This is a genomic window from Treponema sp. UBA753, from assembly GCF_002297325.1.
Classification (GTDB): Bacteria; Spirochaetota; Spirochaetia; order Treponematales; family Treponemataceae; genus Treponema_D.
In genome coordinates this window covers 11,570-33,759 of the sequence record NZ_DBKJ01000059.1, presented here as the reverse complement: position 1 = coordinate 33,759, position 22,190 = coordinate 11,570, and the positions used below count along the sequence as shown (strand labels likewise).

Genomic DNA, 22,190 nt, shown 5'->3' with positions numbered 1-22,190 from the left:
TTGACTTTTTATGGGAGACAAAATGCTTAACATAAACAATAACACATCAAACATAAAGCGCGAAATCCTTGTTAGAATCGCAAAGCTTCAACTCCAGGGCAAACTGGAAGAAGGCGTGCATTTTATTCCGCGAGAAATGGCTCCCAGAGACAAACCGCCGCTAAGATGCTGCATTTTCCATGACCGTGAAATTCTGCGCATGAGAGTTCTTGCCCGCATGGGAATTTCAGTTGAAAACATCGACGAGGAAGCGACTCTCGGCTCTTTTGCAAAACAGGCTTTGGAACGCGAAAAACCAACCTGGCCAATGCTTACTGTTCTTGACGAAGCCTGCAACGGCTGTGTAAAAGCGCATTATATGGTTACAAATGCCTGCCAAGGGTGCTACGCGCGCCCCTGCATGGTGAACTGCCCGCGCAAGGCAATCACCGTAGACAGAAGGGCGACTATAGACGAAAAACTCTGCATCAACTGCGGAAAATGCATGGAAAACTGCCCTTACCATTCAATTATAAAAATTCCAGTTCCTTGTGAAGAAGCCTGCCCAGTTGGAGCAATTTCAAAAGACGAAAAAGGACACGAAAAAATCGACTACCACAAATGCATTTTCTGCGGAAACTGTATGCGAGAATGTCCGTTCGGCGCGATGATGGACAAAAGCCAGCTTGTAGATGTAATAAAGCACATAATGAACTGCAAGAAAGTTGTTGCCCTTTACGCGCCTTCAATTGCATCCCAGTTCAAGGTTACGCCAGGCCAGCTTGAATCTTCTTTGATTGCGGCGGGATTCAACCGTGTATGGGAAGTTGCAATCGGAGCTGACATCTGCGCCGACAACGAAGCCCGTGAATTTGAAGAGCGCATGGCACGCGGAGACAAAATGATGACAACTTCATGCTGTTCCGCTTACGTCCGCGCAGTTCACAAACACGTTCCGGCTCTTATTCCATGCGTTTCTGAAACAAGAAGCCCAATGCACTATACTGCTGAAATCGCAAAAAAAGCTGATCCGGACTGCATAACGGTATTTATTGGTCCCTGCCTTGCCAAAAAACGCGAAGGCTTTGACGATGACCTTGTTGACTATGTAATTACTGTTGAAGAAATTGCGGCCTTGTTTGAAGCGCGTGAAATAAATGTTGCAGAAATGGACAAGCGTCACGAAACAATAATTCCTACAGCCAGCGGAAGAAACTTTGCGCGTTCAGGAGGCGTAATGGAAGCTGTCGCTCTACGTTTAAAAGACAAATCCATTCTGCGCCCCGCAAAAATCAACGGACTTAGCAAAGCCGGAATGAAAGTCTTAAATGCTTATGGTCTTATAAATTCGGGAAAAATTCCTGCAAAACCAGATACTCCGAACCTTATTGAAGTAATGTCATGCGAAGGCGGATGCATAGCAGGACCTTCTGTAATCACAACTGTAAAGCAGGCCGAACTTCAGCTAGAAAAATACGTGCAGGACGGCTCCGCAAATACAATAGACGGGCAATAAAAATAACCCCAAATATGGAGAATATTTTATGAATAAAGTAGAAATAAAAATAGGAAATATTAAGAGAATTGTTAATATTATTTCTCGAAATTCAAAAAAATCAATCTCTGAAAATGATTCAGAAATGGACAAAAGGGCTGCTTATGCGGTAAAAGCTGCAATAAAAAAAGCAAAGATTTGCAAAAAACCTGTGGCAAAATATGATGCCGCTCAAAAAAAAGCTTACATCGAATATGCAAATGGAACAAAAAAATATCTTTAATAAAAAAACTATGGTTCTTATTTTTGCGGGATCGAATGGCTCCGGTAAAAGCACAATTACAGAATTCTTTGAAACTATAGGAACTTATACAAATGCAGACGACATTGTAGCTGCAACTGGAATTTCCAACATAAAAGCTGCTCAGCAAGTCGATGAAAAACGATATTTATCTATAAATAAAAAAGAGGATTTTACATTTTGAAACAGTTTTATCATCTAATTATAAAATAGATATTTTAAAGAAAGCTAGAGATTCTGGCTATTTTATAAAATGTATATTTGTCCTTACCATAGATCCTATGATAAATATTGCGCGAGTAGAAGCTAGAGTTGCAAATGGCGGACACAATGTAGATTCGGAAACAATAAAAAAAAGATATTATAAATCATTAGCCAATATAAAAGAATTAATAAAACTCTGTGACATTTTACATGTATATGACAATTCAACAGACAAACCAGTCCGTATAATACGAAAGCACAAAAATCAATTTTCCATTTTTCCAAATAAACTTTGGACAAAAGAAAAAATTTTTGCTTTATTAGAAGCAGAATAACCCAAAAATTCCGCCTGACCAGTTGACAGTACCCCCCCGTGGTATTATGCCCCAGAAACTATTTTACTGGAGGCAGTATCATGAAAAAGGCTGTAAAAACATTTTTTGCTTTGGCGGCAATCTCTTTGGCTCTCTGCTCCTGTTCAGATTCTGGAAGCAGCGGAAGCGACGGAACAGAAAGCCGGACTCTCGACTTAAGAATTCAAAACGGCGGAGTTGCCCGCTGGATTGAAAATTCCGCATCTGGAACTTACGAGGCAAAAACAGACCTTGTAGAAGTAACCGCAGAATCTGACGGAATGCACTTTACAATTAAAAACCCTGCAACTGCATTAGAAGACGAAAATTACAAAGAAGGCTGTAACTGGATTGGAGTTTACCGCTTGGAAACTATCGGCGGTGAAGAAATCCAAACAACATTAGCAGTTGTAGACAAATCACCTTTTGAGCCTGGATACTGGAATAATGGAACTTGGATAAACCAAGAACCAGCCAAAGAAATAAATTTTATCTATCCATTATGCGAAGCCGGTGAACAGTATAAATTCAAAGTTCAGATTGAACCTTTAAAAAAAGAAGGTGAAAGCCTTGTACGTGAAAATGGTTATTTTCATTATCTTACATTAACTGCAAAGGGCGGAATCGGCGACATTAACTATTCAAACCTTAAAAACGGCGAATGGGCATTTGCATCTTACAGCGACAACAAAGCAACAGTCTGGATTGAAAATGTAATTCCTCCGCAGGACAGCGTTGTAAAAAATGTAGGAACTTATATCGACATTTTCTATGGCAACAAAGACTGGGACACTCAAGGAAAAACTGACTGGTACTGCCTCTATGAAAATCCCGATACTGTTGAAAAAAATGTTTCATTTGAGCTAACAAGACGGGACGGACAATCAATACAAAGTCTTTCAAGCACATTCTTTGCACAGTACGCTTTTACTTTTGAAGTTCCAAATTGCCCCAAAGTATCGCAGTGGCGCACTGTAACACTTGAAAGCGACCTTGTTTCTATAAAGTAAATTCTTGTCATCTTCGGGCTTGACCCGAAGATCTCCTGCAACAGATTTCTAACCGAGTTGCTACTCAAACATCGCAGATCAAGTGCGGGAATGACACTAAAAAAAGGCTTCCGTATTCCGGGAGCCTTTTTTTCATTATGACACTTTTGCATTTTATGTCTAACACTTCACTAAAAATCAGATTTATGCTAAAATTGTAGAAATATTCAAAAAATTCAGTGTGTGTAAGGATTACAAGATGAACAAGATTCTAGAAAAACGGCAGCTTTCAGAAACCGTTTACTACATGAAGTTTGAAGCCGAGGACATTGCAAAAAACCGCAAGGCAGGACAGTTCCTGATTGTTCAATATGACGATGAAATGGGAGAAAGGATTCCGCTTACAATCGCAGATGCAAACGCAGAAGAAGGCTGGGTTGCAATTGTTTTTCAGGCAGTTGGAGCAGGCACAATGAAAATAGCGCGCCTTAATCCGGGCGACTATCTTGCGGCGGTTCTTGGTCCTTTGGGAACTCCGTCTAAAATAGAAAAATACGACGCTCCGGTTCTCTGTGTTGGCGGCGGAATTGGAACAGCTCCTCTTTATCCAATTGTTCAGGCTTTAAAGGCAGCCGGAAACAAAGTAACTGTTGTAATCTGCGCCCGCACAAAAGACCTTCTGATTTTTGTTGATGAAATGAAAGCGATTGCGGATGAAGTTATAATTATGACTGACGACGGAAGCGCAGGACGCCAAGGAGTTTCCACAGTTCCAGTCGAAGAGCTTTGCCAGTCGCAGACTCCTCCAGCAGAAGTAATTGCAATTGGTCCTCCAATAATGATGAAATTCGTATGCGCCACAACTGCAAAATACAATGTAAAAACTACAGTTTCGCTCAACACAATTATGATTGACGGAACTGGAATGTGCGGTGGCTGCCGTGTAAGCGTAGGCGGAAAAATAAAATTCGTTTGTGTTGACGGACCTGACTTTGATGGCCATCAGGTGGACTGGGCAAATATGATGACGCGCATGAAAAGCTTTAAAGATGAAGAAGAAAAGCACAAGTGCAGACTCGGAATGTAAACTGGACGGAGAAAAATATGAGCGAACACAAAACAATAGAGCAGCTAAACGAAATTGCTGCAAATGAATACAACAAAATAAAAGGAAAAACTCTTACAAACAAAGACCGCATGGCGATTCCGCAGATGGAAATGCCTTCAGGAGAACCTTTGGTGCGCGCAAGGCAGATGACAGAAGTTGCGCTTGGCTACACAACGGAACAGGCAATTGTTGAAGCAAACCGCTGTCTTCAGTGCAAGAACCAGCCTTGTGTTTCAGGCTGCCCTGTAAATGTTCAGATTCCAAAATTTATTGAGCAGGTTGCAAAGGGCGAATTCAAAGCGGCTGTTGACATTATAAAAGAAACAAATCTTCTTCCTGCAATCTGCGGACGCGTATGTCCTCAGGAAAAACAGTGCCAAGGACAATGCACAGTCGGAAAAGTTTACAAGAACGCAGAAAAATCAGTTAGCATAGGACGCCTTGAACGCTTTGTAGCTGACTGGGAACGCACAAACAACCTTGTAACTTCCCCGGCAATCGCTCCTTCAACAGGAAAAAAAGTCGCAGTTGTAGGCTCAGGACCTGCAGGATTAACAGTTGCAGCAGACTGCCGGCGCGCAGGACACGATGTTACAGTTTTTGAAGCATTCCACAAAGCCGGCGGTGTAATGGTCTATGGAATTCCAGAATTCCGTTTGCCAAAGTCAATTGTTCAAAATGAAGTTGAAAATCTAAAAAGAATGGGCGTAAAATTTGAAATGAGCACTCTTGTTGGACGCACAATGACAGTTCAGCAGATTCTCACTGAAAAAGGATTCGACGCCGCATTTATCGGAACTGGAGCCGGTCTTCCAAAGTTCTTCGGAATTCCTGGCGAAAACTACATCGGTGTGTTCAGCGCAAATGAATATCTTACACGCGCAAACTTGATGAAGGCTTACGACACAGAACACGCCGACACCCCTTATTACCATGCAAAAACTGTTGTTGTCTGCGGAGGCGGAAACGTCGCAATGGATGCGGCAAGAATGGCATTAAGGCTTGGAGCAGAAAAAGTCTACGTTGTTTATCGCCGTTCCCGTGTTGAAATGCCAGCGCGTCGTGAAGAAGTTGACCATGCGGAAGAAGAAGGCGTAATCTTCAAATTCCTTGAAAATCCAGTTGAAATTCTTGGAAGCAGCGAAACAGGAAAAGTAACAGGAATAAAAGCCTTGTCCTATGAGCTTGGAGAACCGGATGAAAAAGGAAGACGCCGTCCAGTTGAAATAAAAGGAAGCGAACATGAAATTCCTTGCGACGCTGTGATTGTTGCGCTCGGAAACAATTCAAATCCGCTTATTCCTGCGACAACTCCAGAAATCAACGTGGACGACCGCGGACACATCACGGTTGACGAAAGCCAGGAAACAAGCATGACAAAAGTGTGGGCAGGAGGAGACATTGTTCTAGGAGCCGCCACAGTTATTCTTGCAATGGGCGAAGGAAGAAAAGCCGCCGCAAGCATAAACGAATATCTTGCAAAGTAAAAATTAATGGGAGATGTTCCAAAAGTATCTTTTTGTCATTTTCGGGCTTGTCCCGAAAATCTAACTATTAGAGATTGCTAACCAAGTTTGCTATGCAAACATCGCAGTATCAAGCATGACAATGACATTTTGAATTTATTGGACAACCATGACATTAGATTGACTTGTCATTGCCGTGCTCGACACGGCAATCTTTATTTTTTCCAGCTTGAAATAAAAAGTCCGCAGATTGTCATCGCCGCGCCGCAAATTCCCATCAGGCTAAGTTTTTCCCCAAGAAATATAAATGCAAAAATAACTGTAACAACTGGAATCATGTAAAGCCCGGCAGAAACTTTCACTGTTCCTAAAATTTTGCAGGATTTATTCCACAAAGCAAAGCATCCAGCCGAAGCTATAATTCCAAGGAAAAGCAAATTTCCCCAGTTTGCAAAACTTGAAAACCTTTTTATGTTAAAAGCCAAATCAGTGTTAATAAAAACAGAAGAAGCTTTTTCTGCCCCAGTTCCAGCCAATGCAAGCGGAATCATAAAAACCAGCGCAAAGAAAAAAATCCGACGCGTGCTGCAAACAATGTCGTATTTCATGGAATTTATTTTTGAAACAAAAAGCGAATAAAATCCCCAGCAAATTCCAGCAAGAAGAGCAAGCAAGTCACCCTTGGGACTAAAATGAAATTCCGCATTTCCGTTAAAGCTCACAAGGGCAACTCCCGAAATTGCAAGCACAAATCCCGCAACAAAGTTTTTCGTGATGCATTTTTCCTTCAAGAAAATCCGCGCGACAATCGCCGTAAACATAGGACAAATAGAAACTATAATGCTTACATTTGAAGCTGTTGTAAAAGAAATCGCAATGTTTTCAAAAAACTGATAAAGCGTAACGCCGGTAAGTCCCGCCAGCGCAAATGAAATATTTTCCTTTTTACTTTTTAAAACAAGCTTTTTAGGACGCATAGCCCAAAGCCCAATATACGCCGCTAAAAAACGCACGACCAGAATTTCAAATGCAGAAAAATCATTTAAAAGCGATTTTGTAGAAACAAAAGTTATTCCCCATATAAAAACCGAAACGCAAGCCAAAAAAATTCCAAACGCCGAAGCCGCACTTATTTTTTTCATGCGCTGATTATATCGAATTTTCTAGCTGAATAAAATAACTTTTATGTGGGAAAAATTGCAATTTTTGAGCTTTCAATATATAATCATTAAATAGAAAATTATTAAGAGCGGGACGTTTTATGCTAGAACTGAATGTAAACACAAAATCACCTGCGGCAATAACTGCTGCCCTAAAAAAAATAAAGGAAATGATTTCCACTGGAACTGTCGCAAAAGACACAGCAATTCATCTGATTCTTGAGCCGGGTTCTTACAGAGAAACAGTGCGGTACAATCTTTCAAATCCGCTGGCAATAGAAAGTGTTCCTGGAACAAAAACTGAAGACTGCGTAATTCTTGCCGACAACTGCGAGGCTTACAATAAAGGCCAGCAAAACAGAGCTGTTTTTTCTTTTGGACCAAACGCGACAAATGTTTCTCTTAAAAATTTTACAATTTCAAACACGCACGTAAAAACTTCCGAGGAACTTTATTCCGCAGCGGATTCTGCTGAAGCTCTTGCCTGGAACAACACAACCGGAACATTGTTTTGCGAAGGAATCAAACTTGAAGGACACCAGAACACGCTTTTTGTAAAAGGATTCAGCTGGTTTTTGAATTCAAGCATTTCAGGCGATGTTGACTTTATTTACGGAGAGCCAGATACCTGCCTTTTTGAAAACTGCGCAATTGAAGTAGTTGCAGACAACAGAGGCGACTTTGACGGATTCGCAATCAACAGCCATGCAATAGCCGAAAAAAACGGATTTGTATTTACAAATTGCCGCTTCCTTGGAGAAAAAAGAAAAAAGAATTTAGTGTATGCCTGCAGAACAGATGGAGCTGGAAGCTCAGAAAGCAAAAAAGACTGGGACAGCATCGCATTTGTAAACTGCATTTTTTCCGACACGTATGCGCCGGAACTTTTGTGGGACGACGACATGAGCCTTGAAGTTTATCCGCGTGGAAATGCAAAATGCGGAATCAGGGAGTACAATTCAAAAATAGCTTTGAAAGGCGGAAAAGTTGCAGAAGCCGACACGAGCAAAAGAAACATAAAATCTTACACGCTTACAGAAGATGATTATTTCAACGGATACGCAAGCCGCTATCTGATTCTGCATGACACTCCGTTCGCCGAGCTTTTATCCAAGGAATAATATAACAGTATGAAAATAGTTACTTTTGGGGAACTTCTTCTTCGCTTGCAGCCGGAAGGTTACTACAGATTTGTCCAAGTAGACAAAATGACTTCAACGTTTGGCGGAGCTGAGGCAAATGTCGCGGTTTCACTTGCAAACTTTGGCGAAGATTCTTTTTTTGTTACAAAGCTTCCTTCCCACGAAATAGGACAAAGCGCAGTCAACAGCCTTAGAAGATTCGGTGTAAGAACTGAATATATTGTGCGCGGCGGAAACAGAGTCGGAATATATTTTAATGAACGGGGAGCAAGCCAGCGTCCGTCAAAATGCATTTATGACAGAGCAGGTTCGGCAATCGCATTAAGCCAAAAATCAGATTTTGACTGGAACAAAATTCTTGAAGGAGCAGACTGGTTTCATTTTACAGGCGTAACTCCAGCTCTTGGCGGAGAACTTCCTGAAATCTGCATCGAAGCCTGCAAAGCTGCAAACACAAAGGGAATTCCTGTAAGCTGCGACCTGAACTACAGAAGCAAACTTTGGTCAAAACAGCAAGCAAAAGAAACAATGGAAAAAATAGCTCCATACATTGACATCTGCATTTCAAACGAAGAAGACGCAATGGATGTTTTTGGAATAAGCGCGGGCAACACAGATATTGAAAATGGAAAACTTAGCAAAGAAGGCTATAAAAATGTAGCCCGCAAGCTTTCAGAAAAATATGGATTCAAAAAAGTCGCAATAACTCTGCGCTCTTCTATAAACGCAAGCAGAAATAAATGGGCGGCTCTTTTTTACGATGGAACTGATTATTTTTTTAGCCACGAATATGACATTGCTATTGTGGACAGACTTGGCGGCGGAGACAGTTTTTGCGCAGGGCTTATTTATTCTATTTTAAGAAATGAAAACGGACAGCGGACTGTTGAATTTGCAAGCGCGGCTTCGTGCTTAAAGCATTCAATTGAAGGGGACTTCAATATGGTCTCCGTGGAAGAAGTTGAACGTCTTGCCCACGGAGATTCAAGCGGAAGAATCCAGCGTTAAGCCATCTGCATTGCCTGTGCAAAACTTACCGGGAAAACTCTCATGTAAGGTTTTAGCACATTAAAAACTTTTTCAAATCCCAAGTTTTCAAAGGCTTCTTTTGTTACATTTATAAATGTGCAGCCAGTTTCTTTTGCAAGGGATTCAAGACGACTATTTACATCTGATGCATTTTTTCCAGAGGCAACTACAGATACGATATAAGTTTTTGAATTTTTGCAGTTACGGTGCAAGTTCAGCAAAAGCCATTCGTATTTGTTTATAAATTCATCTGCATTGAAATTTTCAGATGCGCACTCTTCTTCTCCAAAGTTAACAAAAACTTTCGCAGGATTCAATTCATAAACTCCGCTATCGAGAAGCTTAAACGAATCAACTAGCTTAAGTCCCTGCACGCTTCTGTCGTAGATTTTTCCGCCCATTTCCTCATTGTTTGCAAGCTCATTTATATTCATTCTTGAAAAATAAGTTGAGCCAAAAAATACAACGCCGCCGCTTTTTCCCATTTCATTCAGTGTCTTAAAATCATCAATTTTTTCTACTACGTTAATCATGCCGCTACCTTCCTATACAAAGCAAATTTTTTATCGTACTTTTTGTTTATAAAATAAACTGGAATATTTATGCTTACGATTGCAAGATTCAAAACATAAACCGCCAAAACATAGTTGAAACTTCCAAGAATTATTTTTGCGGAAATTCCTGCAATGTAACCTACGATAATCAAAAGTATAAAACGCAAGCTCATGTTCTTTGCTGTCTTCGACCTTATATTTTTCACAACTGAAATCGGCCATGAAAGTCCAAAACAAACAAGCATCGCTGTTTCCAAAATCTCTGGCATATCAAACCTCCAAACTGAGAAAAAGATAGCAAATTTTTTTTATAATTACTAATATATTGTTTTTATTAAATTAATAAGTTATACTTATGAATAAAAAATGGAACTGAATCAAATAAAATACTTCTTAGAAGTTGCAAAAAATGAACACGTTACAAAAAGCGCGGAAAATCTTCATGTAGCTCAGCCTGCGCTCACACAGTCAATTCATAAGCTGGAAGAAGAATTGGAAATTCCTTTGTTCAAGCACGACGGAAGAAACATAAAGCTTACAACTTACGGATTGTGGCTGTATAAAAAACTTATGCCAATAATAAAAGAAATAGATGAAATTCCTGAGCAGCTAAAGACAATGGCAAACCTTGAAGACTCGACAATACATTTAAATATTCTGGCGGCTTCCACACTTATAACAAATGCGATTATCGAATACAAAAAAACAAACAAAAAGATTCACATTCAACTGAATCAAAACGACCAGACAGATCTTTACGATATTTGCGTTACAACAAAACTTTTTTACCAGCAGAATGAAAATGAAAAGGACAGCGTTTTTGTTTGCTCTGAAAAAATTTTTCTTGCAGTTCCAAACATTCCGCGCTTTTCCAATTTAAAATCGATTTCACTTGAAGAAGTAAAAAACGAAAATTTTATCGCGCTGTCCGGCTCAAAGCATTTGCGAACAATTTGCGATAAATACTGCCACGAAGCAGGAATCCATCCGAATATTATTTTTGAAAGCGATAATATTTCAGCTGTAAAAAATACAATCGGAGCAAACTTAGGAATCGGATTCTGGCCGCAATATTCCTGGGGAAAACTTGACACAAAAAAAGTCTTGCTCCTTGAAATAAGCGATCCTGTGTGCAGCCGCGACATTTTAATTTCCTACAAAAAAAATAAACTAGACTGCTCGCAAGTTGAAAAGTTTTACAAGTTCTTAACAGAATATGTATCTTCAAAAGAAAAAGCTAGCCTTGAACAGCTCTCTTGACCGCAGTAATATTTTTTTGTTAACCTATAAATACAAATGGGTAACAAAAATCTTTCAACAAAATATGTAGTCTTAAAAATTCTGCGGGAAGCAAAGCTTCCTGTTTCCGGGGAAGAAGCCGCAAAGCTCGCTGGTATTTCCAGAGTTTCAGTTTGGAAAGCGATTCAATCATTGCAACTTTCCGGCTACGGAATTTCTTCAACTCGCGCAGGATATTTTCTTGAAAAAGATTTAAAGGACAGTTTGTTTCCTTGGGAATTCGGCGCAGAAGAAGAGCTTTTCTTTCATTTTCCGGAAACTGAATCCACGATGACAGAAGCAAGAAAAATTGCGCAGGAAAATTCTTTCAGCAAGAAAATGGAAATCATAACCGCGGACAAGCAGACAAAAGGGCAGGGGCATTCAAGCCACAAATGGACAACAACAAAAGGAAGTCTCGCCTGCACACTAATTACAAGAAGCGGAATCGCCGTGTCCTATTCACACCGCGCAACAATGGCAGCACAAATTGCAATCATAAAAACTTTAACTGAAATGACAGGAAAAAAATTCTACGCAAGGTGGCCGAACGACATTTGGAGCGAAAACGGAAAAGTCGGCGGCATTCTTGATGAGCTTTCTGCAACCGGCGGAAAATGCAACTGGCTCAACATAGGAATCGGAATAAATTTAACTTCGTGCCCAAAAATTCCAAACACAGACTGCGCGGTAAAATCAGATGCAAAGTTTTCACGCAAGGAATTTCTTTCTGCATTTTTAAAAGAGTTTAAATCTGCGGAAGAAGAAGTGCAGCAAGAAAATTCTTCTCTTGTTTGCAAATGGAACAACCTTTGCTTTGACGATGAAAAAAAAATCCGCCTTGAATCCGACAAAAATATTTACACATTCAAAGGAATAAACGCATTTGGCTTTGCATTGCTGGAATCAAAAAATCAAAAACGCATTTTAATTCCCGGTCAAGATACTTTTATAAAGTAAAAATTTATTTTTCTGAACCAAGAACAAAAGAGATAAATATTGAAAAACTATGCCTTGACTACAAGCATATATTTCGTTAACCTAATAAAAAACTTGGGTAACGAAAAAAAGGTAAATTATGGAATCACAAAAATCAGGAACAAACATTATTCTTACGGCTTTATTTGCAGCTCTTATTTCCGCCTCATGCTTTATACAAATTCCATTGCCGGTTGGCATTCCAATTATCATCCAAGACATGATGTGTATGCTTTCCGGGATGCTGCTCGGGCCTGCTTACGGAGCTTTGTCCGTTGTAATTTTTTTAATTCTCGGAAGCTTGGGACTGCCTGTTTTTTCCGGCAAGGGTGGAATCCAGCATTTGATTTCAGGACCAACAGGCGGATTTCTTTTTTCCTACGCAATCGGAGCTTTTGCAGGCGGACTGATTCTTGCGATTTTCCTTTCAAATAAAAAAGAACACTCAAAAATAAAATCGTTGATTGTTATATCGCTTGCGGCAATTGCTGCGACTGTAATTATTTTTGCAGGCGGAATTCTTGGATTCATGCACGTAACACAAAGCGGACTTGAAACAACTTTGACAACGGTTTTGATTCCGTTTATTCCGGGCAACATCATAAAAATAATTTTGATGGTTCCGCTCACTTACAAATTCCGCCCGGTAATTTTCCGCTACACACATTCATAAAAAATGAAAGCTCTCGAAATAAAAAACGTTTCAAAAATATTTCCAGACAAAACAAAAGCGCTTGAAGATATTTCATTTTCAATTGAACAGGGAGAATTCTGTGTAATCGCAGGTTCGAACGGTTCTGGGAAAAGCGTCTTAATGTCGCTGATTGCAGGACTTGACGAGCCGACCAGCGGAACAATTGACTTATTCGGAAATTCCGCGGGGCTTGTTTTTCAAGATGCCGACTCGCAGATTTTAGGCGAAACTCCAGAAGAAGACGTTTCGTTCGGCGCAAAAAATTACGGGCTGAAAAAAAACGAACTCAAGCAATGCGTTGAATCTTCGCTTGAGCAAGTTGGACTTCTCCACAAAAAAAATGCCTATGCAAGAAGTTTATCTGGCGGAGAAAAACGGAGGCTTGCAGTTGCAGGAATTCTTGCAATCAACAGAAGCGTTATAATTTTTGATGAGCCATTTGCAAACTTAGACTGGCCTGGCGTAAAGCAAGTCTGCATAATTCTAAAAAAATTAAAAGAAGAAAAGAAAACAATTATCGTGCTGACTCACGAGCTTGAAAAAATTCTTGCGCTTGCAGATCGATTCATTGTTTTAGATAAAGGAAAAATTAGATTTAACGGTTCACCGCAGGACGGCTTATCGCAAAATCTTGAGCAGTGGAGCATAAAAAATCCAATCGCGCAATATTCAAGTCTAAAGGATTTATTATGGCTTTAAGTTTGTTCGCTTATCGAAAAGGAAATTCCGTTTTGCACAAAATTCCTTCAATTGCAAAACTTTCATTTCTTTTTGTGCTGTGCATTTTTACTTACAGCGGCGGAATGTCTATTTCTTGGGATGAGCTTTTTTCTTGGAAAATTGTTATAAAAATTTCCGGGTACTTTTTTGCAAGCCTAACGCTTTTTTTTCTTTCCGGCGCAAAATGGAATTCTATAAGACAGTTGAAATTTGTTTTTGTAATCGGCGGATTTGTAACTTTGGTAAAACTGATTTACATTCCGTTCTGGTTGGACAAAGATTCTCTTGCCTACGGAATTTTATATACAGTCAGATTTTTTATAACATCGCTTGCAGCCCAAGTTATTTTTGAAACAACTTCACCGTTACAAATACAAAACGCGCTAGAAGTTATTCAAGAAGGAATTTCAAAAATAATTCCGCCTGTAAAAAAATGGAATCCTGCGCTCACAATTTCGCTTGCAATAAATTTCATTCCAGAAATTTTTGAAACTTGGAACAAAGTGGAGCTTGCAGTAAAAGCGCGGACACAGAAAAATTCAAAATGGAAAACAGAAATTTTAATACAAAAATTTTCAACATTTTTTTCCTGTCTTCTTTACAATGCGGAAACAAAAAGAATGGCTGTTTTAAACAGGAGCAAAATTTCAAATGAATAATTTTTTACAAGAATTGGAAAGCGCAGTTATAAACGAAAATCACAAAGTTACAAAAGAAGAAGCGGTTCAGCTTTACCAAATAGAACAAGCGTCCGAACTTTTTGAAGCGGCAGACAGAATCAGAAAAAACTGCTGCACAAACTCAAGCAGCGTTTGTTCAATTATAAATGCAAAGATGGGCAAATGCGGCGAAAACTGCAAATACTGCGCTCAGTCCGTACACTGGAAAACTTCATGCCAAGCAACTCCAGTCATTCAGCCACAAGAATCAATAAAAATCTGCGAGCGTGCATTGGAAAATCACGTTTCAAGAATTTCACTTGTAACTTCGGGGCGCGGACTTTCAGGAAAAGATTTTGAAACCGCAATAGAAAATTTCCAGGCGATAAAAGAAAAACTCAAAGACAAAATCAAACTTTGCGCTTCGCTTGGAATTCTTTCTTTTGAGCAAATGCAGAAACTGAAGCTTGCCGGAGTTGAACGCTACCACCACAACATTGAAACCGGAAAAAATTATTTTGCAAACATCTGCACAACGCATTCTTACAACGACAGAATTCAGACAATTTTAAATGCAAAAAAAGCAGGACTTGAAATTTGCAGCGGCGGAATAATCGGACTGGGAGAATCAAGGGAAGACAGAATCGATCTTGCGCTTGAACTTCGAGAGCTTAAAGTTCAGTCTGTTCCAATAAATATTTTAACTCCGATAAAAGGAACTCCGCTTGAAAACGCTGAAAAAATTTCGCAGGAAGAAGCGTTAAGAACAATTTCAGTTTTCAGATTTATAATGCCAAGCCAGACAATACGATGCGCCGCCGGAAGAAAAAGCTTGGGCAACAACGGAGAAGATGCATTTTTAGCAGGAGCAAACGCGCTCATTTCCGGAGATTTTTTAACAACGCCCGGCTCAACCAATGACGAAGATATTTCAATGCTGAAAAAACTCGGCTACAAAATCGAAAGTTAAAAAGTTGTCATTGCCGTGCTACAACACGGAAATTTGTGTGTAGCAAAAAAAGATTCCCGTATCAAGGTACGGGAATAACATTTTAAACTTGTTGGACAACTCTATAACATTTAGAACTTATTGAATATCAATTAACTTCAGTGTGGGAAAGTTAGCAGAAAAATCACTCAACTGAAAGAGTTCCCTTATGGAGAGCATCGCAATAAACGCATCGGTACTCTTTCTTTTCTCTGTTGACGAGTTTAAATTCCTGCGGAACATAGTGTTCTGTAATTGTAATGCAACGAGGGTTTTTACATTCAATCACATTTTCAATTTTTTCAGGAAGTTCCATTTTTATTTTTCTTGTTATCTTTGAATCCTGAATTACATTTACAGTTATGTTGGAATCTATAAAGCCAAGAACGCTGTAATCTATATTTATAATGTTGTCGATTTTTATTATGTCTTTCTTGCCTGTTTTTTTAGAAGAGGCATTCATAATCAATGCGGTGGAAAAACTCACTTTGTCCAAGCCAAGCCACTTGAAAACTTTCCAGCCAGTTCCAGCCTGAATATGGTCGATTACAAGTCCGTTTTTAATTTCAGCAATATTAATCATTAGAGCGCTCCTGTAAGTTTTGCAATAAGAGCCATGCGCGCAAACATTCCGTATTTCACTTGCTTAAAATAAGCAGCGCGCGGATCATCATCTACTTCCGGAGCAATTTCGTTTACACGTGGAAGAGGGTGAAGAACTATCATGTCCTGTTTTGCAAGTTTCATTTTTTCTTTGTTCAGAATATAACTGTCTTTAAGGCGGATATAATCCTGCTCGTTAAAAAATCTTTCTTTTTGAACACGAGTCATGTAAAGAATATCAAGCTCGCCAATAACATCTTCCAAACGTTCAGCAGTTTCAAATTCTATTCCGGCAGGCTTAAGCAAATCTTCTGTTATGTAAGAAGGAATTTTCAATTCTTCCGGGCTGATAAAAACAAATTTGTTATTCTTGTAGCGGCTCATTGCCTGAGTAAGAGAATGTACTGTTCTTCCGAATTTCAAATCTCCGCAAAAGCCAATCGTATGTCCTTCAAATCCGCCTTGAAGCGCACGGATTGTAACAAGGTCTGTAAGAGTTTGCGTTGGATGAGAATGTCCGCCGTCGCCCGCATTGATTACAGGAACAGGGCTGTATCTTGAAGCAAGCAATGCTGCGCCTTCTTTTGGAGAACGCATCGCAATAACATCAACATAGGAACTTACAACTCTTATTGTGTCTGCCAAAGTTTCGCCTTTTGTAGAAGAAGTGTAGCTCGCATCAGCAAAGCCTTCGACAGTTCCACCTAAATGAAGCATCGCAGCTTCAAAAGAAAGCCTAGTTCTTGTGCTCGGCTCAAAAAAAAGTGTCGCAAGAATTTTCCCGCGACACACATCCTGAAAAGAAGCTGGATCTACAATCATCTGTTCTGCCAAAGAACAAATTTCATCAATTTCACTGACGGTCAAATCCGCCGGTTCAATAAGATGTCTTCCTTTTAACATTCAAGCCCCCTGAAATTTTCGCTATCATATCACAAGGGGAAACTTTATGCAAATAGATTATACAGTCGTTGGCAAAACGTTTCTTATATCAAGCGAACCGTCTGAAAGCTGCGAGCTGTATTTTTTTCCGCCGTAACAAATAGTCAACTCCTTCATAAAGACAGTTCCTTGCTCAGTATAAAGCCGGGCATCTTCAAATTTTCCGTCGCGCCATTTTATGTCCGCAAGAATATTTCCTTTAAGGCAAACTTTTGTAAGAGAACCGCTTTGCCATTCAGATGGTAAATTAGAAAGCAAAGAAATTTCCACACGGCCATTTTTAATTTTGCTTGAAATAATTGAATCCGCAGAATCCAAAAGAAAGCTGTCAAAAGTACTTGCTGTATTTTCCGCAGAACTTTCTTCTTCCGCGCATTTTATTTTCTGCATAATCGAACTGTACTTTATAAAAAGCTTTTCTGAATTTTTGAATCCAAGATATTTCATTGCCGCTAATGTGTTTTCAAAAAGTTCCTTTACAATTTTGTTTTCAGAAATATTTTCCAAAGCAATATATGCAACAGAACCGCTTCTTGTTTCGTATCCATTTGTAAAAGCAGGACTAAGCGAAAGGAATTTTTTGTCATCAACAGGAACAAGATATTCCGCAAAAAAATCGCAAGCTTTCTTAAAAAGATAAAAATGTCTCTTTAAAAATTTTCGGTCAAGAGAGTATTCATAGTAATCCAATGCGGCTTTTGCAATTGCACAGGCTCCAAGAGAGGAATACGAAGTTCTAAAATCAGTGCCACATGGAACAGTGTCGCCCCAAATATCAGTTGAATTGTGCACAACAAATCCCGGGCAACCGTACATTTTTTTTGCTGTTGCCTTTCCGCGCTTGTAAATTCTTTTTGCAAGTTTGAACAAAGGCAAATTTATTTTTTCAAGTCCAAGAATTCCCGAACTGTATCTGTAAAAACTTTTGTCCTGCAAACTGAAATTTCCTGCGGATTTTTTGTCTGTCCAAATTCCGTTTGCCACAGAAGGAAGAGATGCCTGTTCCTTGCAGCTAGAAATAAGCTTATATTTCGAATAAATCCATTCAAGGAATTTTGCGGATTTTTTATCTTGGCAAATTTCGTCAACTGATTTTCCGTCAGTTTCAAGGCCTTCCAAGGAAAGAATAGAACGCTGATTCCATGCAGAAAATTCCAAAGTCTGGTCACTCTTTAAATTTTCGTAGGAAGTGCCAGAAGCAAAGCAGACTTTCTTCAATGCAATGTCCGCGCACTTAGACGCAAAAACCATCGGATTTCTAAAATTGTTTCCGCCTTTTTTTCTAAAACGCATTTTTCTGTACGCACTTTCAACATCAATGTAAAGTGTAACATCATCGGCTTTTTCTACAATCAGATTGTCTCCATGAGTAAAAACTGTTCCGCCGCAAGCAACAGCAGTAACCATCGCCGCAAAAGGAATGTCAGAATCGCACAAAGCTACAATAGTGTCTTCTGTAAGATTATATTTCTTCGGAAAAGTTTCGCCTTCAATCTTGAGCCTAAGGAAAATGCTTTTTGGCATGGAAGCTGAAATATGATAAACCAAAACATCGGAAGAAGCAGAAGCAAAACATTCGCGCGTAAAAGTAACATAGCTTCCGTTAGTTCCGTTTGAAAGATCCGCTGTGCTTGGCGCGGAAGATTCAAGAGAAAAACTTGAAGAGCAAATTCCGCTGGAAAAATCAAGCTCGCGCCTGTAAGAATCGTATGAAGAAAAAGTTCCCTTGTCGCCAGAGTCCGGTCCTAAAAGCCCCTGATGCTCTGCGTCGTAAAAATCAATTGAAACAATTCCTGCGCTTTTATAAGAAGCCTGAGAACTTGGAGAGCCGGAAAAACATTCAAAGACTTGTTCCTGAGCTTCAAGCTCGCGTCCTTGATTAAGCAAAGCTCTTATTCCGTTTACAGAATCCTTTGCATTTTTATTATTTCTATCTGAATAGCGGCAAGACCATACAGATTCTTCATTTAAATATATTTTTTCGTGTCCTGTTCCGCCAAAAACAGTCGCTCCGATTCTTCCGTTTCCAACAGAAATTGCTTCGCCAAAATTTTCAGCAGGATTTTTATACCAAATAGATTTCATGCAAAAGATTCTAGCACAGTCATAGATAAATTTCTACATTGCATTTTCTTCAAAATTACAATAACCTAGACACATGAATTTTATTGACTTTGAAAACGTTTCTTTTTCATATCCGCCAGTTGAAGGCGACCTTGACGAAAACGGAAAACAAATTGTTCCTTCACCAGTTTTTGAAAATTTTTCAGGAGGATTTCCTGGAGCATTTACAAGCATAATCGGACCGAACGGCTGCGGAAAATCAACTTTTATGCTTCTTGCAAGCGGAAGGCTCATTCCTTCACAAGGAAAAGTAAAGCTTTTAGGGCAGGACATTGCAAGCCTTGATGAAGAAAAGCGCAACCTTCTGGCTTCTGTAATTTATCAGAACATGGAATTTGAAAGCAACGAGAAAGTTGAAAATCTGCTTTCTTTTGTTTATAAAAACGGGGAACTCAAGGCAAATGCAAAAGGAATTAAAACAGAAGATTTGTTCAGCGAAGTTGTGGACAAGTTCGAACTTTCTTCCGTTATGAATCATGGACTTACAGAAATCAGCAAAGGAGAAAACCAGCGTGTCCTTTTGGCATTCAGCCTGCTTTACGGAAGCACAGGAATTTTCATGGATGAGCCTCTTTTTGCAATGGAAGATCGCCAGAAGAATTCTGCCCTTAAATACCTGCGTGAATATTCTGAAGCAACAAAAACTCCAATGTTTATTTCCATGCACGAGCTTGACCTTTCACGCAAATACGCAGAAAAAGTCCTTTTGATTTATCCGAACAAAGATATGTCTTACGGAACTCCAGAAGAAGTTATGACAAACGACGATCTTGAAAAAGCCTACGGAATTCCTGCGGCAATGCTCAAGCATAATGAAGACATGACAAGGGAATTCCTTTCGCAGCAATCCGAAGCCATGTCTCCAAAGACAAAATAAAAGACTTAAATTTGCAGTTCTCCATTTTTGAGGACTGCAAATTCTGTTCCGTCCTCATACTTGATTATAATAGTAGGTTCTTTTACAACTCCGTCAAAGTGAATCAAAGAAGGAGCATCTCCGTCATAGTTTTCCCCGATTGCAAAGTGGCAGGTTCTAAAAGCCTTTTCGTCTTCAAGCATATTTCCGGTAATTCCAGCGGCAGGATTCAAGCCAACTCCAAGCTCTCCGATATTTCTTGCGTTTTTCGCATAAATTTCGCCTTGACCTTTTGGAAGCTTTCCTGAATTTTCCATAGAAACCGCATCTTTTTCTGCCTGCTGAATATCCTTCAAAAGCCTTTTTGCCTCTTCGCCTCCGCTAACTTCCGAAACAAAGCCCTTTTCAACTTTTACGCAAATCGGAGTTTTTAAAATTGAATCTCCGTCGCTAAATGTCATGCTTCCGTCAAAGACAATAGTTCCCTCGCAAGTCCCAACAACAGGACTTATAAAAGTTTCGCCAGCAGGAATGTTTCCGCCGCTTCCAGGCTTGCTAAAATCCCCGTCGTCAACCATGCCTTTGCGTCCTTTTAGTCCAACAACAATGTCCGTTCCGCCAGGAGATGTAACGTGAACAGAGACTGCATTTTCATATTTTTCGCAAAGTTTTTTGCAGCGTTCGCCAAGCAGCTTGTAGTCAATATTTACAGTTCTATTGAACATATCTTCTGTAAGTCCCGGAGTCCACACCGCGCGGATTGATTTCTTTTCAGAAAGCAGCCAGTCAAAAGTGTTGTCGTAAAGTTTTCCGTCTGCGGCTTTGTAAGGAGAAGCAATCGCCTTTTCATCTTTTCCAAGCTTTATTTCCGAAATTGAAAAAATTACATCCGGCTCAGATTTTATTGCGCCCACAACAGTTTCTTCTGCAAAATCCGCGGAAGTTTTTTTAGTCTGATAAATAAGCGTTGGCTTTGCGCCGGAATCAAGGGCAGCTGTAAATAAATTCTGCGCTATAACACTTGTTTCAGGATTCGCAATTACCAAAACCTTTTCGCCTTTTTTTATTTTGCAGACATCTTCTATCACGGTCTGCGCCGGAGTCTTTTCTTTTTTTCCAAACAAAGACATATTTTCCTCTTGTATTTTTAAAATTCCAAACGACAAAAATTATAGCGCAAACACAAACCAAATGCTATTGCGCGTAAGTTTTTATAATTTAACGTCATTATCCAGCTTGACCGGATAATCTAATATAATGTAAAAGATTCCCGTGTCAAGCACGAGAATGACAATTAAGAAACCGTTTTTACAGATGTGCTCTTGCAGCACTTTTTCAAAGTTGAAATTTTTCTTCCATGTTAATATAATGATTTGGTATTATTTTTATTTAGAGGCATTTTATGGCTATGGTAATTCTTACATTGAATTGCGGATCTTCTTCCGCAAAATACCAAGTTTATGACTGGGACAACAAGGAAGTTCTGGCAAACGGTGTAGTTGAGCGCATTGGAATTGAAGGCTCATGTATCACACACAAGGCAAAAGGAAACAAGACGGAAATCAAAAGCGCCTGCCCTACGCACAAGGAAGCAATCGAGCTTATTTTGAATACAATCACAGACAAAGAAATCGGCGTTATTCCTGATATGTCTGTAATAAAAGCTGTAGGCCACAGAGTTCTTCACGGCGGAGACAAATTCACAAAGTCTGTTCTTATAACTCCAGAAGTTCTTGAAACATTCCGTTCAGTTGTTGACCTTGGACCTTTGCACATGCCGGCAAATATAATGGGAATTGAAGCCGCGCAAAAAGTAATGCCAAATGTTCCGCATTGCGCTGTAATGGACACAGCATGGCACCAGACAATGCCAGAAGAAACATTTATGTATGCAGTTCCACGTGAATGGTACACAAAGTATGCCGCACGCCGTTATGGTTTTCACGGAACATCTTTCCTTTACACTGCAAAAAGAGCGGCTGTCCTTCTCGGAAAAGAGCCAAAAGACACAAACCTTATAATCTGCCACATCGGAAACGGCTCTTCAATGTGCGCCATAAAAAACGGACAGTGCTACGACACTTCAATGGGAATCACACCGCTTGAAGGCCTTGTAATGGGAACAAGAAGCGGAGACGTTGATCCGGCTCTTCCGTTCTACATCATGCGCAAAACTGGAATGTCCGCTGACGAAATGGACAAAGCCTTGAACAAAAAATCAGGCTGCCTTGGAATCACAGAAAAATACTCAGACCGCCGCGACATTGAAATTGCCGCCGCAAACGGAGACAAGCTCTGCCAGCTTTGCATTGAAATGGAAGCTCTCCGCATAAAAAAATATGTAGGTGCATACATGGCTGAGCTAGGACACGTTGACGCTATAGTATTTACTGCCGGAGTTGGAGAGCGCGGACCTATCACACGCGGAAAATCTTTGAGCGGACTTGAAAACTACGGAATCAAAATCGACGCGCAGAAAAATGAATGGTCATTCACTGGAAACGCCGAAACCTGCATTTCCGCAGACGACAGCAAGACAAAGATTTTTGTAATTCCAACAGATGAAGA

General features: G+C 39.8%; 24 protein-coding genes. 17 read left to right on the top strand and 7 right to left on the bottom strand.

Annotation, left to right across the window (positions count from 1 at the left end):
• The first annotated feature begins 22 nt into the window (after window positions 1-22).
• The 7 genes from B4C08_RS05200 to gltA all read left to right on the top strand — a co-directional run bounded on the left by B4C08_RS05200 (window position 23) and on the right by gltA (window position 5,916).
• Complete coding sequence (locus B4C08_RS05200) at window positions 23-1,495, top strand: monomeric [FeFe] hydrogenase (protein WP_296663724.1); 1,473 nt, start codon at window positions 23-25, stop codon at window positions 1,493-1,495.
• 28 nt (window positions 1,496-1,523) lie between these two features.
• Window positions 1,524-1,757, top strand: a complete 234-nt coding sequence (locus B4C08_RS05195) for a hypothetical protein (RefSeq protein WP_295799172.1) — start codon at window positions 1,524-1,526, stop codon at window positions 1,755-1,757.
• Window positions 1,735-1,959, top strand: a complete 225-nt coding sequence (locus tag B4C08_RS05190) for a hypothetical protein (protein ID WP_296663727.1) — start codon at window positions 1,735-1,737, stop codon at window positions 1,957-1,959. Before B4C08_RS05195 ends, B4C08_RS05190 begins: the two co-directional genes overlap by 23 nt.
• Before the next feature lie 97 nt (window positions 1,960-2,056).
• Window positions 2,057-2,314 (top strand): hypothetical protein, encoded by a 258-nt coding sequence (locus tag B4C08_RS05185; RefSeq protein WP_296663723.1) that lies wholly within the window; start codon window positions 2,057-2,059, stop codon window positions 2,312-2,314.
• A gap of 80 nt (window positions 2,315-2,394) precedes the next feature.
• Window positions 2,395-3,342, top strand: coding sequence for a hypothetical protein (locus B4C08_RS05180; protein WP_296663722.1), 948 nt, complete (start codon window positions 2,395-2,397; stop codon window positions 3,340-3,342).
• A gap of 238 nt (window positions 3,343-3,580) precedes the next feature.
• The gene (locus tag B4C08_RS05175; protein WP_296663721.1) at window positions 3,581-4,408 is read left to right on the top strand and encodes a sulfide/dihydroorotate dehydrogenase-like FAD/NAD-binding protein; all 828 of its coding nucleotides are present in this window, start codon (window positions 3,581-3,583) and stop codon (window positions 4,406-4,408) included.
• Window positions 4,409-4,425: 17 nt separating this feature from the next.
• Entirely contained in the window at window positions 4,426-5,916 is a 1,491-nt protein-coding gene (gene gltA, locus B4C08_RS05170; RefSeq protein WP_296663720.1) for an NADPH-dependent glutamate synthase, read from the top strand.
• Between the two features lie 194 nt (window positions 5,917-6,110).
• Here gltA and B4C08_RS05165 read toward each other — a convergent pair whose 3' ends face one another.
• On the bottom strand, window positions 6,111-7,037 hold the full coding sequence (locus tag B4C08_RS05165; RefSeq protein WP_296663719.1) for a DMT family transporter: 927 nt from the start codon (window positions 7,035-7,037) through the stop codon (window positions 6,111-6,113).
• 119 nt (window positions 7,038-7,156) lie between these two features.
• Between B4C08_RS05165 and B4C08_RS05160 the strand changes: the two genes are divergently transcribed.
• Window positions 7,157-8,176, top strand: coding sequence for a pectinesterase family protein (locus tag B4C08_RS05160; RefSeq protein ID WP_296663718.1), 1,020 nt, complete (start codon window positions 7,157-7,159; stop codon window positions 8,174-8,176).
• Between the two features lie 9 nt (window positions 8,177-8,185).
• Window positions 8,186-9,205 carry a sugar kinase gene (locus B4C08_RS05155; protein ID WP_296663715.1) on the top strand — a complete coding sequence of 340 codons (1,020 nt, stop codon included), beginning with the start codon at window positions 8,186-8,188 and terminating at the stop codon, window positions 9,203-9,205.
• Here B4C08_RS05155 and B4C08_RS05150 read toward each other — a convergent pair.
• Both B4C08_RS05150 and B4C08_RS05145 read right to left on the bottom strand, forming a co-directional pair.
• Complete coding sequence (locus tag B4C08_RS05150) at window positions 9,202-9,759, bottom strand: hypothetical protein (protein WP_296663713.1); 558 nt, start codon at window positions 9,757-9,759, stop codon at window positions 9,202-9,204. The genes B4C08_RS05155 and B4C08_RS05150 overlap by 4 nt on opposite strands.
• Window positions 9,756-10,049, bottom strand: coding sequence for a hypothetical protein (locus tag B4C08_RS05145; RefSeq protein ID WP_296663712.1), 294 nt, complete (start codon window positions 10,047-10,049; stop codon window positions 9,756-9,758). Before B4C08_RS05145 ends, B4C08_RS05150 begins: the two co-directional genes overlap by 4 nt.
• A gap of 97 nt (window positions 10,050-10,146) precedes the next feature.
• On the opposite strand from B4C08_RS05145, the gene B4C08_RS05140 reads away from it, so the two are divergent.
• The 6 genes from B4C08_RS05140 to bioB all read left to right on the top strand — a co-directional run bounded on the left by B4C08_RS05140 (window position 10,147) and on the right by bioB (window position 15,079).
• Window positions 10,147-11,040, top strand: coding sequence for a LysR family transcriptional regulator (locus tag B4C08_RS05140; RefSeq protein WP_295797401.1), 894 nt, complete (start codon window positions 10,147-10,149; stop codon window positions 11,038-11,040).
• 36 nt (window positions 11,041-11,076) lie between these two features.
• Window positions 11,077-12,018, top strand: a complete 942-nt coding sequence (locus B4C08_RS05135; RefSeq protein WP_296663709.1) for a biotin--[acetyl-CoA-carboxylase] ligase — start codon at window positions 11,077-11,079, stop codon at window positions 12,016-12,018.
• Between the two features lie 118 nt (window positions 12,019-12,136).
• A complete protein-coding gene (locus tag B4C08_RS05130) occupies window positions 12,137-12,709 on the top strand; it encodes a biotin transporter BioY (protein WP_296663707.1) in 573 nt (190 codons plus the stop codon).
• A gap of 3 nt (window positions 12,710-12,712) precedes the next feature.
• The gene (locus B4C08_RS05125; protein ID WP_296663704.1) at window positions 12,713-13,429 is read left to right on the top strand and encodes an energy-coupling factor ABC transporter ATP-binding protein; all 717 of its coding nucleotides are present in this window, start codon (window positions 12,713-12,715) and stop codon (window positions 13,427-13,429) included.
• On the top strand, window positions 13,420-14,109 hold the full coding sequence (locus tag B4C08_RS05120; protein WP_296663701.1) for an energy-coupling factor transporter transmembrane component T family protein: 690 nt from the start codon (window positions 13,420-13,422) through the stop codon (window positions 14,107-14,109). The genes B4C08_RS05125 and B4C08_RS05120 overlap by 10 nt, the downstream gene beginning before the upstream one ends.
• The gene (bioB, locus tag B4C08_RS05115; RefSeq protein WP_296663697.1) at window positions 14,102-15,079 is read left to right on the top strand and encodes a biotin synthase BioB; all 978 of its coding nucleotides are present in this window, start codon (window positions 14,102-14,104) and stop codon (window positions 15,077-15,079) included. Before B4C08_RS05120 ends, bioB begins: the two co-directional genes overlap by 8 nt.
• Before the next feature lie 163 nt (window positions 15,080-15,242).
• Here the strand turns inward: bioB and B4C08_RS05110 are convergent, their stop codons facing one another.
• Genes B4C08_RS05110 through B4C08_RS05100 form a run of 3 tightly spaced genes read right to left on the bottom strand, consistent with a single transcriptional unit; the run spans window position 15,243 to window position 18,727 of the window.
• Window positions 15,243-15,680, bottom strand: coding sequence for an aspartate carbamoyltransferase regulatory subunit (locus B4C08_RS05110; protein ID WP_296010882.1), 438 nt, complete (start codon window positions 15,678-15,680; stop codon window positions 15,243-15,245).
• Window positions 15,680-16,603 (bottom strand): aspartate carbamoyltransferase, encoded by a 924-nt coding sequence (gene pyrB, locus B4C08_RS05105; RefSeq protein ID WP_296030011.1) that lies wholly within the window; start codon window positions 16,601-16,603, stop codon window positions 15,680-15,682. Before pyrB ends, B4C08_RS05110 begins: the two co-directional genes overlap by 1 nt.
• Window positions 16,604-16,660: 57 nt before the next feature.
• Complete coding sequence (locus B4C08_RS05100) at window positions 16,661-18,727, bottom strand: glycoside hydrolase family 95 protein (RefSeq protein WP_296663693.1); 2,067 nt, start codon at window positions 18,725-18,727, stop codon at window positions 16,661-16,663.
• Between the two features lie 73 nt (window positions 18,728-18,800).
• On the opposite strand from B4C08_RS05100, the gene B4C08_RS05095 reads away from it, so the two are divergent.
• Complete coding sequence (locus B4C08_RS05095; protein ID WP_296663691.1) at window positions 18,801-19,643, top strand: ABC transporter ATP-binding protein; 843 nt, start codon at window positions 18,801-18,803, stop codon at window positions 19,641-19,643.
• Window positions 19,644-19,648: 5 nt separating this feature from the next.
• On the opposite strand, the gene B4C08_RS05090 is transcribed toward B4C08_RS05095, so the two are convergent.
• Window positions 19,649-20,752, bottom strand: coding sequence for an aminopeptidase (locus B4C08_RS05090; RefSeq protein WP_296663689.1), 1,104 nt, complete (start codon window positions 20,750-20,752; stop codon window positions 19,649-19,651).
• A 278-nt stretch (window positions 20,753-21,030) separates the two neighbouring features.
• On the opposite strand from B4C08_RS05090, the gene B4C08_RS05085 reads away from it, so the two are divergent.
• Window positions 21,031-22,190, top strand: a 1,160-nt coding sequence (locus tag B4C08_RS05085) for an acetate kinase (protein WP_296663726.1), incomplete at its 3' end; no start/stop codon positions are given.

Coding starts and splice junctions, on each gene's coding strand:
- B4C08_RS05120 (WP_296663701.1), top strand. CDS start 13,420: ATGGCTTTAAGTTTGTTCGCTTATCGAAAAGGAAATTCCGTTTTGCAC.
- B4C08_RS05140 (WP_295797401.1), top strand. CDS start 10,147: ATGGAACTGAATCAAATAAAATACTTCTTAGAAGTTGCAAAAAATGAA.
- B4C08_RS05135 (WP_296663709.1), top strand. CDS start 11,077: ATGGGTAACAAAAATCTTTCAACAAAATATGTAGTCTTAAAAATTCTG.
- B4C08_RS05150 (WP_296663713.1), bottom strand. CDS start 9,759: ATGATTAACGTAGTAGAAAAAATTGATGATTTTAAGACACTGAATGAA.
- B4C08_RS05100 (WP_296663693.1), bottom strand. CDS start 18,727: ATGAAATCTATTTGGTATAAAAATCCTGCTGAAAATTTTGGCGAAGCA.
- B4C08_RS05185 (WP_296663723.1), top strand. CDS start 2,057: ATGATAAATATTGCGCGAGTAGAAGCTAGAGTTGCAAATGGCGGACAC.
- B4C08_RS05130 (WP_296663707.1), top strand. CDS start 12,137: ATGGAATCACAAAAATCAGGAACAAACATTATTCTTACGGCTTTATTT.
- B4C08_RS05195 (WP_295799172.1), top strand. CDS start 1,524: ATGAATAAAGTAGAAATAAAAATAGGAAATATTAAGAGAATTGTTAAT.
- B4C08_RS05200 (WP_296663724.1), top strand. CDS start 23: ATGCTTAACATAAACAATAACACATCAAACATAAAGCGCGAAATCCTT.
- B4C08_RS05125 (WP_296663704.1), top strand. CDS start 12,713: ATGAAAGCTCTCGAAATAAAAAACGTTTCAAAAATATTTCCAGACAAA.
- B4C08_RS05155 (WP_296663715.1), top strand. CDS start 8,186: ATGAAAATAGTTACTTTTGGGGAACTTCTTCTTCGCTTGCAGCCGGAA.
- B4C08_RS05190 (WP_296663727.1), top strand. CDS start 1,735: ATGGAACAAAAAAATATCTTTAATAAAAAAACTATGGTTCTTATTTTT.
- B4C08_RS05090 (WP_296663689.1), bottom strand. CDS start 20,752: ATGTCTTTGTTTGGAAAAAAAGAAAAGACTCCGGCGCAGACCGTGATA.
- B4C08_RS05175 (WP_296663721.1), top strand. CDS start 3,581: ATGAACAAGATTCTAGAAAAACGGCAGCTTTCAGAAACCGTTTACTAC.
- bioB (WP_296663697.1), top strand. CDS start 14,102: ATGAATAATTTTTTACAAGAATTGGAAAGCGCAGTTATAAACGAAAAT.
- pyrB (WP_296030011.1), bottom strand. CDS start 16,603: ATGTTAAAAGGAAGACATCTTATTGAACCGGCGGATTTGACCGTCAGT.
- B4C08_RS05160 (WP_296663718.1), top strand. CDS start 7,157: ATGCTAGAACTGAATGTAAACACAAAATCACCTGCGGCAATAACTGCT.
- B4C08_RS05145 (WP_296663712.1), bottom strand. CDS start 10,049: ATGCCAGAGATTTTGGAAACAGCGATGCTTGTTTGTTTTGGACTTTCA.
- B4C08_RS05165 (WP_296663719.1), bottom strand. CDS start 7,037: ATGAAAAAAATAAGTGCGGCTTCGGCGTTTGGAATTTTTTTGGCTTGC.
- gltA (WP_296663720.1), top strand. CDS start 4,426: ATGAGCGAACACAAAACAATAGAGCAGCTAAACGAAATTGCTGCAAAT.
- B4C08_RS05095 (WP_296663691.1), top strand. CDS start 18,801: ATGAATTTTATTGACTTTGAAAACGTTTCTTTTTCATATCCGCCAGTT.
- B4C08_RS05110 (WP_296010882.1), bottom strand. CDS start 15,680: ATGATTAATATTGCTGAAATTAAAAACGGACTTGTAATCGACCATATT.
- B4C08_RS05180 (WP_296663722.1), top strand. CDS start 2,395: ATGAAAAAGGCTGTAAAAACATTTTTTGCTTTGGCGGCAATCTCTTTG.